We start from the raw sequence: 15,070 nt of genomic DNA on the forward strand, positions 1-15,070 counted from the left end.
CTCAGCTCCAGACTTCGAATTCCCGCCGGTAATAATGCACGTCGCCCTCGCCGTCACGCAGCCGGTAGCGGCGCATACCCTTCCATTGGAATCCCGCCTTTTCGAGGACCCGGCACGACCGTTCGTTACCCTGCATCACGCCGGCCCAGAGATAGTCGAGACCGAAATGCGAGAAAACACATTCGGATATTCCTCTAACCGCCTCTGTTGCATAGCCATTTCCCCAGTATTTTTGGCCAAGCCAATAGCCGGTCTCGTTGTCGTCGAAGCTGACGCCGACGCCGCCCATGACGGCGCCGTCCTCGCGCCGGATCACCACATAGGGCAGGCCTCGCCGCCACCAGCGGATGCGCCGCGAGATGCCAAGCCAATCCTTCGCGTCGCGCTCGGTATAGGGATAGGGCGCGCGCGAGAGCCAGCGCGCCACGTCCCAATCACCGATCAACGCCGGAATGAACGGCAGGTCGGCGCGCTGGTAGGGGCGCAAGACGAGACGCTCGGTCTCGATCCGGCGACAAATGGGGATCAACTGCGATAGTCGGCGTTGATCGCGATGTAGCCGTGCGTCAGGTCGCAGGTCCACATCGTCGCCTTGCCGGATCCAACGCCCAGGTCGACCTCGATGTCGATCTCCCTGCCCTTCAGATGAAGGGTCAGCCTGTCCTCGTCATAGCCGGGACGCACCCGGCCGTTTTCGGTCAGCACCTGGCCCCCGAAGGTGACCTTCAATCGTTTGGGCTCGACCTTCTCGTATGACTTGCCGACCGCCATGACGATACGGCCCCAATTCGCATCCTCACCGGCGATCGCGGTCTTCACCAGGGGCGAGTTGGCAATCATCCGGGCGACCCGCTTGGCCGCCGCGTCGTCCTCGGCGCCGGCGACATGGATGGCAATGAACTTCTGTGCCCCCTCGCCGTCCCGCACGACCTGGCGGGCAAGATCGCCCATCACCGCCTCCAGCCCGGCCTTGAAGCCGGCCAGCACCGGGTCGGCCGCGTCGGTCACCGGCGCGTTGCCGGCGGCGCCGGTTGCGAACAGCAGCAAGGTGTCCGAGGTCGAGGTGTCGCTGTCCACCGTGATGGCGTTGAAGCTGCGCTCGTTGACGTCGCGCAGCACCGCATCCAGCGCCTCGCGCCCGATCGCCGCATCGGTGACTACATAGGCCAGCATGGTCGCCATATTGGGTTCGATCATGCCCGAGCCCTTGGCGATGCCATTGATGGTGACGCGGGTGCCGCCTATGGAGGCCGTCGCAGTGGCGCCCTTGGGAAACGTGTCCGTGGTCATGATGCCGCGGGCCGCGGCTTCCCAGCAATCCTCGGAAAGCACAACCGACGGCAGCGCGCCGACGATCTTCTCGTAGGGCAGCGGCACGCCGATCACCCCGGTCGAGGAGATCATGACGTTTTCCGGCGGACAGCCCAGCAGGCGTGCCGCCGCCCGGGCCGTCTCAGCCGATGCGTTATAGCCTTCGTCGCCGGTGAAGACATTTGAGTTGCCGGCATTCACCACCAGCGCCCGCGACCGGCCGCCAGATATTCTGAGCGCGTCGCGGCACCACAGGATCGGCGCGCCCGGCGTAAGCGAGCGCGTGAATACGCCGGCAACGATGGTGCCTTCGGGAAAGGTGACGAAGGTGACGTCGGGCCGGTCCTTGTACTTCACGCCAGCCGCAATGGTTCCCAGGCGCACGCCAGTGATAGGCGGCATGTCGGGAAAGCTTTCGGGCGCGAGCGGAGACAGCGTCGTCTCGACCATCATGCAACTCCAGGATCATGTTCCGTTTAACGGCCGGACACCCGGCCGTTTACCCGAAGAACAGGTCGTCCGGCTTGGCGAGGGGCTGCTTCTTATCATAGGCCATCCAGCCTTTCACCAGTCTCACGATGTACCAGATGTAGACGGCGATGAGCACCAGGATGCCGAGACCGAAGGCAGGCACCAGAATCCAGCCAATGGCCGCGCCCGCCAGCCAGAGCCAGAAGGTACGGATCAGCCAGGTATCGTGGCTTTCCTTCCAGGTTCCGGCGTCCTGCGGTCGCTGCATATAGGCAATCACCACTCCGACAATTCCCGACACGCCGACGACGACGGCCGCCGCATAGCAGATGTAGGCGACCAGGGTCATATCCGTGGAACTGGTTTGAGGCGCGTTCAGATTGTCGCTCATGGCTGACTCCCTTACCCCTTGTTGGACTTGGACATTCTGCCTGCTTCCGGCGTCACCTTCAAATCCAGATAAGCACCGGGCGCCAGCGTTCATTGACATCACCTGATACCGGTCTTATGTGTCCCCGAGGTGTGGGTCGCCCGGCCATCGGGCGAGAAAGCAGGGTTTTGCATGCTCGGATTAGGCAACTTCGCCAAGCGTCTCTTCGGCTCGGCCAACGATCGCGTTGTCAAGGGCTATGCGTCGCGCGTTGAGGCGATCAACGACCTTGAGCCGCAGATCAAGGCGCTGAGCGACGATCAACTCCGCGGCAAGTCCGCAGAATTCCGCAAGCGCATCGATGACGGCACACCTCTCGACTCACTTCTGGTCGAAGCCTTTGCCGTGGTCCGCGAAGCCGCCTGGCGGGTCCTGGGCCAGCGGCATTTCGATGTCCAGCTCATCGGCGGCATGGTGCTCCATGAAGGCGGCATCGCCGAAATGCGCACGGGCGAGGGCAAGACCCTGGTGTCCACGCTGGCAACCTATCTGAACGCCGTCGGCGGCAAAGGCGTCCACGTGGTCACCGTCAACGACTACCTGGCCAGCCGCGATTCGAAGTGGATGGGCCAGATCTTCAAGTTCCTGGGCCTCGACGTGGGCTGCATCGTCCACGGTCTCGATGACGACGAGCGCCGCTACGCCTATTCCTGCGACATCACCTACGGCACCAACAACGAGTTCGGTTTCGACTATCTGCGCGACAACATGAAGTTCTCGCTCGACGCCATGGTGCAGCGGCCGTTCAATTTCGCCATCGTCGACGAGGTCGACAGCATCCTGGTTGACGAGGCGCGGACCCCGCTGATCATCTCCGGCCCCACCGAGGACAATTCCGAGCTGTACCGGACGATCGACCTCTATATCGGCGACCTCACGGAAGAGGACATCGAGAAGGACGAGAAGGCCAAGACCGTGGTCCTCACCGAGGTGGGTACCGAGCACATGGAACAGATCCTGACGAAGGCGGGACTGATCGAAGGCGGCAGCCTCTACGACATCGAAAACGTATCGATCGTGCACCACGTCAACCAGGCGCTGCGTGCGCACAAGATGTTCACGCGTGATGTCGACTACATCGTCAATGACGACAAGGTCATCATCATCGACGAGTTCACCGGCCGCATGATGGAAGGCCGCCGGTTCTCGGAAGGGCTGCACCAGGCGCTGGAAGCCAAAGAGCACGTCCGCATCCAGAACGAGAACCAGACGCTCGCGTCGATCACCTTCCAGAACTATTTCCGGCTGTATCCGAAGCTTTCCGGCATGACCGGCACCGCCTCGACCGAGGCGGCCGAATTCGCCGACATCTACCGGCTGAACGTGGTCGAGATTCCCACCAACCTGCCGGTGCAGCGCATCGACGAGAACGACGAGGTCTACCGGACCGAGCGCGAGAAGCACGACGCGATCATCAAGCAGATCGAGGAATGCACCAAGCGCGACCAGCCGGTTCTGGTCGGCACGGTCAGCATCGAGAAATCCGAATTGCTGGCCTCGTTGCTGAAGAAGCGCAATATCGCCCACAACGTGCTGAACGCGCGGTACCACGAGCAGGAAGCCTACATCATCGCGCAGGCCGGCCGCGCGGCCGGCGTCACCATCGCCACGAACATGGCCGGCCGCGGCACCGACATCCAGCTGGGCGGCAATATCGAGATGCGCATCGCGGCCGAGACGGCCGACATTGCCGACGAGGCCGAACGCAAACGTCTCGCCGACGCGATCACCGCCGAGATGATGGAAGAGCGCGCCAGGGTGAAGGCCGCCGGCGGCCTCTACGTCATCGGCACCGAACGGCACGAGAGCCGGCGCATCGACAACCAGCTGCGCGGCCGTTCGGGCCGCCAGGGCGATCCCGGCCATTCCAAGTTCTACCTGTCGCTGGAAGACGACCTGATGCGCATTTTCGGGTCGGAGCGCATGGACAGCATGCTGGTGCGCCTGGGCCTGGAAGACGGCGAGGCGATTACCCATCCGTGGATCAACAAGGCGCTCGAGAAGGCGCAGATGAAGGTCGAGGCGCGCAACTTCGACATCCGCAAGAACCTTCTCAAATACGACGACGTCATGAACGACCAGCGCAAGGCAATTTATGAACAGCGCCGCGAGCTGATGGAAGCCGAGGACGTCTCCGACACCATCACCGATATGCGCGAGGACGTGGTCCAGAACATCCTTCAGGAGCACATCCCGCCGCGTTCGTTCGTCGAGCAGTGGGATACCGACGGCCTGCGCGTGGAATTCCACCGGGTATTCAACATCGAACCGCCGATCGCCGAGTGGCTCAAGGAAGACGGCATCAGCGAGATCGAGATCGGCGACAGGCTTCAGAAGCTGGTCGATGCGTATATGGCGGAACGCGCGGAGCGCTTCGGGCCGAAGGCCATGAACTGGCTGGAAAAGAACATGCTGCTGCAGACCGTGGACAGCCAGTGGAAGGACCATCTTCTGCAGCTCGACCATCTGCGCCAGACCGTGAGCCTGCGCGCCTACGGCCAGCGCGACCCGCTCAACGAATACAAGAGCGAGGCGTTCGAGATGTTCGAGGCCATGATGGGCCGCGTGCGTACCGAGACGACGCTGCTGATGTCGCACGTGGAACTGCGCTTCGACGATCCGCCGCCGGCCGATCTTCGCCAGCCCCGCGGCGAGCCGACCCACATCGACCCGGTTACCGGCGAAAACGAGTTCGACGCCGCCCGGGAGATGCTGACGGCACCGGGCCGTCCGAAGGACGCAGGCGATCCGACGACCTGGGGGCGCGTGTCACGCAACGCCCCGTGTCCCTGCGGATCGGGCAAGAAGTACAAGCATTGTCATGGTGCGCTCGCCAACGCCTAAGGCGTTGGTTCGGGCGGGCCCTTGAGTTCGACCACGTTGCCTTCCGGATCGCTGACATAGATCGAGGGTCCGTAGCCCTCGGCGCCATAGCGCCGTCCCGTTTCGCCCAGCACGGCGCCGGATGCCTGTAGATGGGCAAGGATCGCGGTCTCGTCCCACGGATCGATCCGCAGGCAGAAATGGTCCATGTTGCGGGCCGTCTCCCCGGGCGCCGCGCCGCCCGCCCGACCGAGCGGTCCACCGACATCCACCAGATCGATCAGCGATGTGCCCGCGCGCAGCTGGGTCAGGCCGAGCGACGGCTGCTGCTTTTCCACCGCACAACCCAGCACGTCGCGGTAGAATCGGACCATCTCGCCAACGTTCCGCGCACGCAGGACCACATGGTCCAGCCCGGCAATTGCGAACGGCGCATTCATTGCTTTGTAGAGAAATCCAGCGCCGCATTGGCGGCGAATGCATCGACCAGCCGGATGATCTCCGGGTCGGTGCAGCCCTTGGTCTGGACCGCGCCCGACGCCAGCTGGTTCAGACTCCGCATGCGGCTCAGCAAAATATCGCCGATTTCCTTCGACGATTTGTCCGGCATCTGCTGGTGCATGTGCCGCAGCGTAAGTTGATGCACCACATCCAGGTTCTGCATGAACCGGCCCATGGTCGCCTCGTCGGGTGGCTTGCACATACCGGCCACCACGCCCGAAATCGAAAAATTGTCGAACATGGTGATGGTCGGATCGCGCTGCGCCTGCCCGGCTTCGCCGGACGGAACTTCAGTCGGCGGCGCCGTCAGATCGACCTGCGCGCTCGCGGCGGTGGAGGCGCCGAGCAGCGCCCCGAGCAATATCATGCGATTACGCCACACCAGCGGTCCCCAATGTCAGGAATTTGCGGCGGCGCTCGTCGCGCAGCACGTCAGGACTCTTGCCGGCAAGCGAGTCGAGTGCAGCGGCAATGCCCGCGCCAAGCCGGTCGATGGCCTTGGCGGCGTCCCGGTGGGCGCCGCCCAGCGGTTCGGCGACGATGTCGTCGATCACCTTCAACCGCTTGAGGTCCTGCGCGGTCAGCTTCAGGGCGGTTGCGGCCTCCTCGGCAAAATCCGGGCTGCGCCACAGGATGGATGCGCAGCCTTCCGGCGAAATGACCGAGTAGATCGCATGCTCGAACATCAGCACCCGATTGCCGGCCGCCAGCGCAACCGCGCCGCCGGAGCCGCCCTCGCCCACGATGCATGAAATCAGCGGCACGCCCAGGTTCAGGCAGGCCTCGGTCGACCGGGCGATAGCCTCGGCCTGGCCCCGTTCTTCTGCGCCCACGCCCGGATAGGCGCCCGCGGTATCCACCAGCGTGATCAGGGGCAGCCGGAACCGGTCGGCCAGTTCCATCAGGCGCACCGCCTTGCGATAGCCTTCGGGCCTGGCCATGCCGAAATTGTGTTTCAGGCGGGTTTCCGTATCCCTGCCCTTTTCATGGCCGATGACCATGACCGCCTCGTCGCGGAACCGCGCCAGGCCGCCCAGGATCGCCTGATCGTCACCGAAGCCGCGATCGCCCGCCAGCGGCGTATAATCGGTGAACAGGCCCGCGAGATAGTCGCTCCAATGGGGCCGGCGCTGATGGCGCGCGACCTGGGTCTTTTGCCAGGGATTGAGATCCTTGTAGGTCTGGCGCAGCAACTGCTCCAGCTTGCCTTCAAGGCGCGCCACCTCGCCGACCACGTTCACCCCGCCGCCGTCGGAGAGGCGCTTCAATTCGCGGATCTTGCTTTCAAGTTCCGCGATGGGCTTTTCGAATTCGAGTACTGCTTCCATGTGGAGGATATCGTTTCGAAGACTGTTCGTTTCAAAGGAACGGTGCGCAGACCTGAACGTTTTGGATGGACGCAGGCCCGGCGCCGGAGCAAGTCTTGTACCCGAAACCGATCCAACTTGCTAACCCGGATCGGGCAACCTGGTGCGCAGGCGCACCTGCGTTGTGGCTAATTTGGACTCACACGGCCCGGACAGCGGGCGTATGGTGACAACATGCAAATCGACGTCATATCGGATTCCATCTGCCCCTGGTGCTTCATCGGCAAGCGGCGCCTGGAAAAGGCTATCGCAGCGCGCCCGGACATTTCGTTCGAAGTCTTGTGGCGGCCCTACCAGCTGAACCCTGATACGCCGCACGAGGGTTATGACCGCAAGGCCTATATGCAGGCCAAGTTCGGCAGCTCCGACCAGGCGAAGGGCGTCTACAAGATTGTCCAGTCCAATGCTCGCGAAGAAGGCCTGGAACTCGCGCTCGAGAAACAGAAGCGCGTCCCCAACACCCTTGATTCCCACCGGCTCAATCATTGGGCCCACACGGCCGGCGTTCAGGACGCCGTCGTCGAAGGTCTGTTCCGCGCCTATTTCATCGACGGTGCCGACATCGGCGATCCGGCTGTGCTGGTGGGCGTTGCGCGCGCGGCGGGCATGGATGCAGGCGTGGTGGCCCAGCTGCTGGCCGGCGACGCCGACCGGGAGCTGGTGCTGCGCGAGGAAGCCGTCGCGCGCCGCATGGGCGTCACCGGCGTGCCCTGTTTCATCATCGACCAGCGGCTGGTGATGGTGGGCGCGCAGGAAACCGACATGCTGCTGCGCGCGATCGACCACGCCGCCGAACAGGCCATCCAGGCCGCGGAATAACCGCCCGCCTTTGACCGAACGATCGCATCCGGCAGAGCCGGCTGCCGGGTCCGAGCACCATTTTTCCAGAAAACAAAACCGCCGCCTCGCACAAGCGGGGCGGCGGTTCTTTGGATTGCTGCGAGGCGCGAGGCTTACAGTGCCTTGAGCTTCTCGACGGTGGCGATCAAAACCTCGGCCTGGCGGATCGACGCCAGATCGATCAGCTTGCCGTCCAGCGCAACGGCGCCGCGGCCTTCCTTCTGGGCGACAACCATGGCCTCGAGGATGCGCTTGGCCTTGGTGACTTCGCCTTCCGAGGGGCTGAACAACTCGTTGCCCAGCGCCACCTGCGACGGGTGAATCGCCCACTTGCCCTCGCAGCCGAGCACGCCGGCGCGGTTGGCCTGGGCGCGGTAGCCGTCGGGATCGGAGAAATCGCCGAACGGACCGTCGATGGGACGCAGGCCATGCGAGCGTGCCGCGACCACAATGCGCACGATGGCGTAATGCCACATGTCGCCCCAATAGGTCTCGCGATTGCCGGCATCATCCGCGTTCGACAACACGACGTAATCGGGGTGCGGGCCGCCGATCTGGGTGGTGCGCATCTTCATGGAGGCGGCGAAGTCGGCGACGCCGAAATGCAGCGATTCGTTGCGCTTGGACGCGCCGGCGATGGCGTCGATATTCATCAGGCCGCGGGCGGTCTCGATGATCAGCTCGAAGCCGACCCGCTTCTTGCGGCCCATGGCGGTTTCGATCTGGGTGCACATCATGTCGAGGGCGTAGACGTCCTCGGGCACGTCCACCTTGGGCAGCATGATCAGGTCGAGCCGTTCGCCGGTCTTTTCCATCAGGTCGACCACATCGCGGTACATGTAGTGAGTGTCGGTGGCGTTGATGCGCACCGAGACGGTCTTGCGGCCCCAGTCCAGATCGTTGATGGCGTCGATCACCAGCTTGCGGGCACGCTCCTTGTCATCCGGCGCCACGGCGTCCTCGAGATCGAGGAAGACCACGTCGGCATCCGACTGGGCCGCCTTCTCGAGGAATCGGGAATTGGAGCCGGGGACGGCCAGTTCGCTGCGGTTGATGCGGGCCGGAGCCTGTTCGACGGGAAGAAATGCCATGATCGCCTCTTTTGGGTGGGCCATTGAAGTCTGGAGGCACGCTATCCAGCGCATCTGGGCGAGTCAATCGAACGGACCACGCCGACCGCTCAACCCTGCCCGTCGTCCGCCTGCGCGCCGCGGCCTAAGCCCAATGGGTTCAGGTGACTTTCGCCAAGGGATGTCCGTCGCGGACCAAGGCCTGCAGGCGCTCTTCCAGCACATGGGTGTAGATCTGGGTGGTGCTGATATCCGCGTGCCCCAGCATCTGCTGCACCGAGCGCAAGTCGGCGCCATTGTTCAGCAGATGGCTGGCAAATGCATGGCGCAGCACATGCGGGCTGACCCGGCGCGGGTCGATGCCGGCCTCCACGGCGAGTCCGTCGAGCAGCTGGAAGAAGCGGACACGGGTCAGATGTCCCGCCTTGCCGCGCGAGGGAAACAGATAAGCGCCGCCCCGGTCTCCCGCCTGTTCCAGAAATACGGGCCGCACCTTCAGATATTCGGTCAGGGCTGTCTTCGATGGCGGGCTCAGCGGCACCAGCCGCTCGCGCCCCCCTTTGCCGGTCACCAGCAGAACACGGGCATCGCCGCGCGCCGAGGACACCGGCAGCTTGACCAGCTCGGAGACCCGCAGGCCGGTTGCATAGATTACCTCCAGCAACGCGACGAGGCGCACATGGCGCGGCGACTTGCTGGCCATCAGCCGCGCCTGCGCGGCCTGCATGAGACTGTCGACTTCGGAAACGGTCAGCACCTTGGGAAGCGGACGGCCGCGCTTGGGGCCTTCAAGCGACACCGCCGGGTCGTCGGTGCGGATGCCGTCGCCGTAGAGAAAGCGAAAGAATTGCTTGAGCGCCGACAACCGTCTGGCGGCGGTGCGCGGCGCGAAGCCGGCATCGTCGAGCCGTGCCAGATAGGCCCGGATCGCTTCGGTGTCGGCGCCGGTCAATCCGCCCCGCCGAGCAGCAAAATCGCTGAAAGCCGAAAGGTCGCGGCGATAGGCCTCAAGCGTATTGAGCGCCGCGCCCCGCTCGGCTGCCATCATCTCAAGGAACGACTCGATCAGGTAAGGATCGCTGGCCATCCCGGGCGCCCGCTCAGAAGCCGGACATGACAAGCGATTCCAGCGCAATGGCGCGGGCGTCCCGCTCGAGACCGACACTGGACAGTGCCCTGAGGACGTCGCCCAGAACCGCGGGGTTTGCCTTGCCCGGGCCGGGATCGCCCAGAACCACCAGAGACAGCAGGACCGTCTCGCCCAGCCGTCCTGCCCCTGCGGCGGCATCCAGGCCCCGCCAGACGGCCAGTGGCGGCATCCTGCCATCGACGGCGGCAGCGCCATCGTAGAGGCTGCCCCAGAATGCCGCTGGCGCCGGCTGACCAAGGCCTTCCAGCACCGCCATGAGCACGGTGCCGCGCCGGCGCCGGTCATCGGCCGCCAGCGACGACTGAGCCTGCCACCAGGCTTCGAAGCCAGGCTCATCGAACCCGGTGTCCGCATCGGCGACCACCATCAGCGGCCAGAGCTGGATCTGGGTTGCGGTCGCGTTGGGGTTGCCGCCGGCGGCCTGATCCTGCACGGCCGCGTACCAGGCACGGGCCGCCTCGATATCGCCGGCCACGAGCTGCGCCCGGGCGATTTCCAGCGCCGCAGCCAGCAGCTGAGGCGGCGTCGGCTCGGGTTCCGGCTCGGGCACAATTGCCGGCAGGACATCGTCGGGCACCAGCGAAATGGGTGCGCCGTCGGCAAGCGAATCGGCAGCCTGGTCAGCCAGTGCCAGGCCGGGTTCGGGTTCGGGCGGAACAGGGGCTGGCAACAGCGACTTGGTCGCCTCGGCATTGACGCGCGCGGCCAGCAGATAGGTGCCGTCGGCCCTTGCCCTGGCCCATGCCGCCTGCAGGATGCTCAGTTTCGCCACCGGATCGGTCGCCTGCATGGCAGCCTGGTAAAGCAGCGCGTTGCCGCGGCCTCCGGGCTGGCCTGCCGCCGCGGCGACCGGATCCGCCAGGTCGGGCGCCTCAAGTGTCATTCCCGCATAGGCGGCTGCCAGGTCTCTGGCCCCGATGGCCCCGGCGCGGGCGGCGCGTTCGGCCGCTTCAAGCCTGAGGTCCGGCGCAAGCTCCGTGTCGTTGGCCACGGTAACCAGTACCACCGGGCTTGCCGCCTCGAGGGTCGATGACTCGATGTCGCTGCCTGTCGCCTTGCGCATCACAAGGCCAAGGGGTGTCAGCGGCTGGTCGTTCGCCAGTTCGGGTCTGTCGCTCCTTGCGTCTTCCGGCAGGGCAAGCCAGCCCAGCAAGGCGAAGAAGTCCGCGTCGCCGGCACCGGTCTCGCGCAGCATGTCAGCGGCGAAGGCGGCGCCATCCGCGTCGTCTTTCAAGAGTTTGCAATAAGCGACTGTCTCCAGCCACGACGCTTCCTCGCTGCGCTGATTGGCGCTCAGCGCTTCGTCGCAGGCGGCATCGGCATCGCCGGTCAGCAGCAGCGCATCCACCCGGGCGCGGGACAGGCTGGCATCTGCAATCTTTTCGGGAACGCGGCCGAACAGATCGGCGATCTCTGCGCCATAGCCGGCGGCCGAGAGCCGATCGATTCGGGCCTGGAACACGTCATAGACGTTCCTGGTGTCGCCCTCCGGCACCTGTGCCTGGCTCAGCAGCAACCGTTCCGCCAGCGACCGCATGGCCGGCGAACCCTTGCCGATGGACATGCGCGGCAACAGCGCCACCAAAGCGGGTCGTTCGGTCCCCCGCCACATGCTGGCCGGAAAGCCGCCATTGGACGTGTTCAGGATGCCGGGTGACGACGGATCGAGCGTGTCCAGTCCCTGCTGATAGACGCCCTGCGTCCGCAGATCTTCGCCGCCAGCGGGCGGCGCGGAACCGAGAGGCGTCTGACGGATCGCCGGTCCGGACGGCGGCGCCGGCTGCGCCGGCTGATCGGGTTCGATCGTGGGATCGAACTGCGCCCACGCCGAACCCGTGGCCGCGAACAGGGCCGCGGCCACCAAACCATACCGGCGCATCGGACCCCGGCTACTTCTGCAGCGTTTCATTCGGCAGGTCTTTTTCCACCTCGACCGACGGTGCCGGCGGATCCCAGAACTGCAGGAAGGCAAGGCCAGCGCCAGCCAACACCACGAGGATGACGAGCGCGATGACGAGGGTGCGAATCTTGTTCAAGAGCGGCTCTCTCCCTTTGTTGCCTGTAAGGCTGATTTTCAGAGCGAATGCATATAACATACGCTGAAACGAGATGCATTGAAGCACATGGACAAGGTTAACGACGAGGGCACGGTCGACGTTCCGCCGCCCATTCATCTGGAAAAATCCATCGTCCTGGTCGGCCTCATGGGGGCTGGCAAGACCACGATCGGCCGTCGCCTGGCGAAGCGTCTGGGCGTTTCCTTCATCGATGCCGACTCCGAAATCGAAAAGGCCGCCGGCTGTTCGATCAAGGATATCTTCGAGTGCTATGGCGAGGCGGCGTTCCGCGAGGGTGAGCGGCGCGTGATCTGCCGGCTGATGGCAGGGCCGCCACAGGTGGTCGCGACGGGCGGCGGCGCGTTCATGGACGCCGAGACGCGACGGCGGGTGAAGGAATCGGGTGTTTCGGTCTGGCTGAAAGCCGACATCAAGACGCTGGTCGCCCGGGTCAGCAAGCGGGACACGCGGCCGCTGCTGTCGACCGGAGACCCGGAAGCGATCCTCCGCGATCTGGCGGAGAAGCGGAATCCGTTCTATGCAGAGGCCGACATCCATGTGGAGAGTCGCGACGGTCCCCACGAAACGGTGGTCGAGGCCGTCGTCGAGGCGCTCAAGAAACGTCGGGCCGCGTAATCATGATCCACGAAAGCGTTACTGTCGGCCTTGGCGACAGGTCGTATGACATTGTTGTCGGCACCGGTCTGGTGCGCGCCGCGGGCGATCTGATCGCCCCCTTCCTGCAGCGCCCCCGGACCTTCATCGTCACCGACGAGAACGTGGCCGCGCTGCATCTCGACACGCTGCGCGAGGCGCTGGACACCACTGGCATCGAGTCCGGCGTCCATGTCCTGCCCGCAGGCGAGAAGACCAAGAGCTTCGCGCACCTGGAAGGGCTGATCGGCGCCATGCTGGATGCCCGGCTTGAGCGGCGCGACAAGGTCATTGCGCTGGGCGGCGGCGTGATTGGCGATCTTACCGGATTTGCCGCCAGCATCCTGCGGCGCGGCATCGGCTTCATTCAGGTGCCAACAACCCTGCTGTCGCAGGTGGATAGCTCGGTGGGCGGCAAAACCGGCATCAATACGCGCCATGGCAAGAATCTGGTCGGCACCTTCCACCAGCCCAGCCTGGTGCTGGCCGACACCGGCGTGCTCGACACCCTGCCCCGCCGCGAACTGGGCGCGGGCTATGCCGAGGTGCTGAAGTACGGGCTGATCCGCGACGTGGCCTTCTTCGACTGGCTTGAGCAGCACGGCGCCGACGTGATGGACGGCGACGCCGACGCCCGCGCCTACGCCATCGCCACCAGTTGCCGGGCCAAGGCCCTGGTGGTGGCGGCTGACGAATTCGAGACCGGCGACCGGGCGCTGCTGAACCTGGGCCATACCTTCGGCCACGCGCTCGAGGCCGAAACCGGCTATTCGGACCGGCTGCTCCACGGCGAAGGCGTCGCCATCGGCATGGTGCTGGCCTTCGAGTTGTCGGCGCGGCTCGGCCTGTGCGACCGGCAGGCGCCCGGCCTCATCCGCAGCCATCTGCGCCGGCTCGGCCTGCCCGCCTCTCCCGGCGACATTCCCGGCACAACCATGGACGCCCAGACCCTGATCGCGCACATGGCCCAGGACAAGAAGGTCAAGGATGGCCGAATCACCTTCGTGCTGGCGCGCGGCATTGGCGACGCGTTCCTGACCAGCGACGTCGAGTCCGGCGCCGTCGAGGACATGCTGAACGACGCCCTGCAGGCCGCCTGACCAGCATGTCCGCGGCCGCATTCATCACCGTGCTGGCCATCATCGTCCTGTTGGCGATATCCGCCTATTTTTCCGCCGCCGAAACCGCGCTCTACGCGGCCTCTCGCCGCCGCATGCAGAAGCTCGCGCGCGACGGCGATGCCCGCGCCCAGTGCGTCGAGCGGCTGCAGCGGAACAATGAGGGGCTCGCCGGCGCCATCCTGCTGGGCGACACGCTGGTGATCATCATGGCGACGGCGCTGGCTACCGGCCTGTTCGCCAGCTTCTGGGGACCCTATGCGCTGCTGGTCGCCGCGCCGCTGGTCGCGGTGCTGGTGATCCTGCTGGCCGAGGTTGCCCCCAAGACGCTGGTCGTCCGGGATGCGGACCGTGCCGCACTCAAGCTTGCGCCGTCCATGGAAATGGTGGTCGGACTGCTGTCGCCCGTTACCGCGTTCTGTCAGAAACTCATGCGCGGCGCGTTGCGTCTGTTCGGCCTTCGCATTGCGGCCAGCCAGCCGGTGTTTTCGGTTCACGACGTGGTTCGCGGCGCTATCGATCAACAGGACCGCAGCCAAATCATCAAGACCCACCGCGACATGCTGGGCAGCATCCTGGACCTCGATGAACTGGCAGTGTCGGAGGTGATGGTCCACCGCCGCAACATGAAGATGATCGACGCGGCCATCGGCGCTGAGGCCATTGTCGAGGACGTGGTGGCGAGCCCCTATACCCGCATTCCGGTGTGGCAAGACAATCCCGAGAACATCATCGGCGTTCTGCACGCCAAGGCGCTGCTGCGCGCGCTGATCAGCCAGCACGGCAAGCTCACCATGGAGCAGATCCAGGCCACGATGCTGTCGCCCTGGTACGTGCCCGAGACCACCTCACTGCGCGAGCAGCTCAACGCCTTCCGCGACCGCCGTTCTCACTTTGCGCTGGTGATCGACGAATACAGCGTGCTCCAGGGACTCGTGACCCTCGAGGACATCCTGGAGGAAATCGTCGGCGACATCGCCGACGAACACGACGTGACGCGGAGCGGCATCCGGCCGCAGGCGGATGGCAGGCTGATCGTCGACGGCACGACCACCATCCGCGACCTGAACCGGGCCATGGACTGGGACCTGTCGGACGAGCATGCGACAACCATTGCCGGCTACGTCATCCACGAGGCGCAGACCATTCCCGAGGCGGGCCAGCTGTTCAAGTTCGGCGGCTTCAAGTTCGAAGTGCTGCAGAAACGCCGTAACCAGTTGACCCTGCTCCGCATCACCGCGCCCCCGAGCGTACCGGTCGATCCCCTATGACCGATCG

General features: G+C 65.0%; 15 protein-coding genes. 5 read left to right on the plus strand and 10 right to left on the minus strand.

Annotation, left to right across the window (positions count from 1 at the left end):
- Position 1: 1 nt before the first annotated feature.
- From WJU21_RS04325 to WJU21_RS04335, 3 genes are read right to left on the minus strand one after another with little or no spacing between them, the layout of a single operon-like run.
- Positions 2–529 (minus strand): GNAT family N-acetyltransferase, encoded by a 528-nt coding sequence (locus WJU21_RS04325; RefSeq protein WP_346322148.1) that lies wholly within the window; start codon positions 527–529, stop codon positions 2–4.
- Positions 526–1,761, minus strand: a complete 1,236-nt coding sequence (gene argJ / locus WJU21_RS04330; RefSeq protein ID WP_346322451.1) for a bifunctional glutamate N-acetyltransferase/amino-acid acetyltransferase ArgJ — start codon at positions 1,759–1,761, stop codon at positions 526–528. The genes WJU21_RS04325 and argJ overlap by 4 nt, the downstream gene beginning before the upstream one ends.
- A gap of 49 nt (positions 1,762–1,810) precedes the next feature.
- The gene (locus WJU21_RS04335; RefSeq protein WP_346322149.1) at positions 1,811–2,173 is read right to left on the minus strand and encodes a hypothetical protein; all 363 of its coding nucleotides are present in this window, start codon (positions 2,171–2,173) and stop codon (positions 1,811–1,813) included.
- Positions 2,174–2,344: 171 nt separating this feature from the next.
- Here WJU21_RS04335 and secA point away from each other — a divergent pair, with 171 nt between their 5' ends.
- On the plus strand, positions 2,345–5,056 hold the full coding sequence (gene secA / locus WJU21_RS04340; protein WP_346322150.1) for a preprotein translocase subunit SecA: 2,712 nt from the start codon (positions 2,345–2,347) through the stop codon (positions 5,054–5,056).
- On the opposite strand, the gene WJU21_RS04345 is transcribed toward secA, so the two are convergent.
- The 3 genes from WJU21_RS04345 to WJU21_RS04355 are packed head-to-tail and all read right to left on the minus strand — an operon-like array spanning position 5,053 to position 6,864.
- Positions 5,053–5,475, minus strand: a complete 423-nt coding sequence (locus WJU21_RS04345; RefSeq protein WP_346322151.1) for a VOC family protein — start codon at positions 5,473–5,475, stop codon at positions 5,053–5,055. The two genes, secA and WJU21_RS04345, sit on opposite strands and share 4 nt — an antisense overlap.
- Positions 5,472–5,903: a hypothetical protein gene (locus WJU21_RS04350; RefSeq protein WP_346322152.1), complete on the minus strand. Its 432-nt coding sequence runs from the start codon at positions 5,901–5,903 to the stop codon at positions 5,472–5,474. The genes WJU21_RS04345 and WJU21_RS04350 overlap by 4 nt, the downstream gene beginning before the upstream one ends.
- A gap of 4 nt (positions 5,904–5,907) precedes the next feature.
- Entirely contained in the window at positions 5,908–6,864 is a 957-nt protein-coding gene (locus tag WJU21_RS04355; RefSeq protein WP_346322153.1) for an acetyl-CoA carboxylase carboxyltransferase subunit alpha, read from the minus strand.
- Between the two features lie 213 nt (positions 6,865–7,077).
- Between WJU21_RS04355 and WJU21_RS04360 the strand changes: the two genes are divergently transcribed.
- Entirely contained in the window at positions 7,078–7,722 is a 645-nt protein-coding gene (locus WJU21_RS04360; RefSeq protein WP_346322154.1) for a DsbA family oxidoreductase, read from the plus strand.
- Between the two features lie 134 nt (positions 7,723–7,856).
- On the opposite strand, the gene WJU21_RS04365 is transcribed toward WJU21_RS04360, so the two are convergent.
- From WJU21_RS04365 to WJU21_RS04380, 4 genes are all read right to left on the minus strand, one after another.
- On the minus strand, positions 7,857–8,834 hold the full coding sequence (locus WJU21_RS04365) for a CoA ester lyase (RefSeq protein WP_346322155.1): 978 nt from the start codon (positions 8,832–8,834) through the stop codon (positions 7,857–7,859).
- Between the two features lie 139 nt (positions 8,835–8,973).
- Positions 8,974–9,900: a site-specific tyrosine recombinase XerD gene (gene xerD / locus WJU21_RS04370; RefSeq protein WP_346322156.1), complete on the minus strand. Its 927-nt coding sequence runs from the start codon at positions 9,898–9,900 to the stop codon at positions 8,974–8,976.
- A gap of 13 nt (positions 9,901–9,913) precedes the next feature.
- The gene (locus tag WJU21_RS04375) at positions 9,914–11,824 is read right to left on the minus strand and encodes a hypothetical protein (RefSeq protein WP_346322157.1); all 1,911 of its coding nucleotides are present in this window, start codon (positions 11,822–11,824) and stop codon (positions 9,914–9,916) included.
- Between the two features lie 28 nt (positions 11,825–11,852).
- Positions 11,853–11,999 carry a hypothetical protein gene (locus tag WJU21_RS04380; RefSeq protein ID WP_346322158.1) on the minus strand — a complete coding sequence of 49 codons (147 nt, stop codon included), beginning with the start codon at positions 11,997–11,999 and terminating at the stop codon, positions 11,853–11,855.
- A gap of 87 nt (positions 12,000–12,086) precedes the next feature.
- On the opposite strand from WJU21_RS04380, the gene WJU21_RS04385 reads away from it, so the two are divergent.
- The 3 genes from WJU21_RS04385 to WJU21_RS04395 are packed head-to-tail and all read left to right on the plus strand — an operon-like array spanning position 12,087 to position 15,063.
- Positions 12,087–12,656, plus strand: a complete 570-nt coding sequence (locus WJU21_RS04385) for a shikimate kinase (protein WP_346322159.1) — start codon at positions 12,087–12,089, stop codon at positions 12,654–12,656.
- Positions 12,657–12,658: 2 nt separating this feature from the next.
- Entirely contained in the window at positions 12,659–13,774 is a 1,116-nt protein-coding gene (gene aroB, locus WJU21_RS04390; protein WP_346322160.1) for a 3-dehydroquinate synthase, read from the plus strand.
- Positions 13,775–13,779: 5 nt separating this feature from the next.
- Positions 13,780–15,063 (plus strand): HlyC/CorC family transporter, encoded by a 1,284-nt coding sequence (locus WJU21_RS04395; protein WP_346322161.1) that lies wholly within the window; start codon positions 13,780–13,782, stop codon positions 15,061–15,063.
- Positions 15,064–15,070 lie beyond the last annotated feature (7 nt).

Source organism: Emcibacter sp. SYSU 3D8 (genome assembly GCF_039655875.1).
GTDB lineage: Bacteria > Pseudomonadota > Alphaproteobacteria > SMXS01 > SMXS01 > RI-34.

Bases quoted from the DNA above. Each gene is read 5' to 3' on its own strand.
- argJ (WP_346322451.1), bottom strand. From the start codon at position 1,761: ATGGTCGAGACGACGCTGTCTCCGCTCGCGCCCGAAAGCTTTCCCGAC.
- WJU21_RS04335 (WP_346322149.1), bottom strand. From the start codon at position 2,173: ATGAGCGACAATCTGAACGCGCCTCAAACCAGTTCCACGGATATGACC.
- secA (WP_346322150.1), top strand. From the start codon at position 2,345: ATGCTCGGATTAGGCAACTTCGCCAAGCGTCTCTTCGGCTCGGCCAAC.
- WJU21_RS04345 (WP_346322151.1), bottom strand. From the start codon at position 5,475: ATGAATGCGCCGTTCGCAATTGCCGGGCTGGACCATGTGGTCCTGCGT.
- WJU21_RS04350 (WP_346322152.1), bottom strand. From the start codon at position 5,903: ATGATATTGCTCGGGGCGCTGCTCGGCGCCTCCACCGCCGCGAGCGCG.
- WJU21_RS04355 (WP_346322153.1), bottom strand. From the start codon at position 6,864: ATGGAAGCAGTACTCGAATTCGAAAAGCCCATCGCGGAACTTGAAAGC.
- WJU21_RS04360 (WP_346322154.1), top strand. From the start codon at position 7,078: ATGCAAATCGACGTCATATCGGATTCCATCTGCCCCTGGTGCTTCATC.
- WJU21_RS04365 (WP_346322155.1), bottom strand. From the start codon at position 8,834: ATGGCATTTCTTCCCGTCGAACAGGCTCCGGCCCGCATCAACCGCAGC.
- xerD (WP_346322156.1), bottom strand. From the start codon at position 9,900: ATGGCCAGCGATCCTTACCTGATCGAGTCGTTCCTTGAGATGATGGCA.
- WJU21_RS04385 (WP_346322159.1), top strand. From the start codon at position 12,087: ATGGACAAGGTTAACGACGAGGGCACGGTCGACGTTCCGCCGCCCATT.
- aroB (WP_346322160.1), top strand. From the start codon at position 12,659: ATGATCCACGAAAGCGTTACTGTCGGCCTTGGCGACAGGTCGTATGAC.
- WJU21_RS04395 (WP_346322161.1), top strand. From the start codon at position 13,780: ATGTCCGCGGCCGCATTCATCACCGTGCTGGCCATCATCGTCCTGTTG.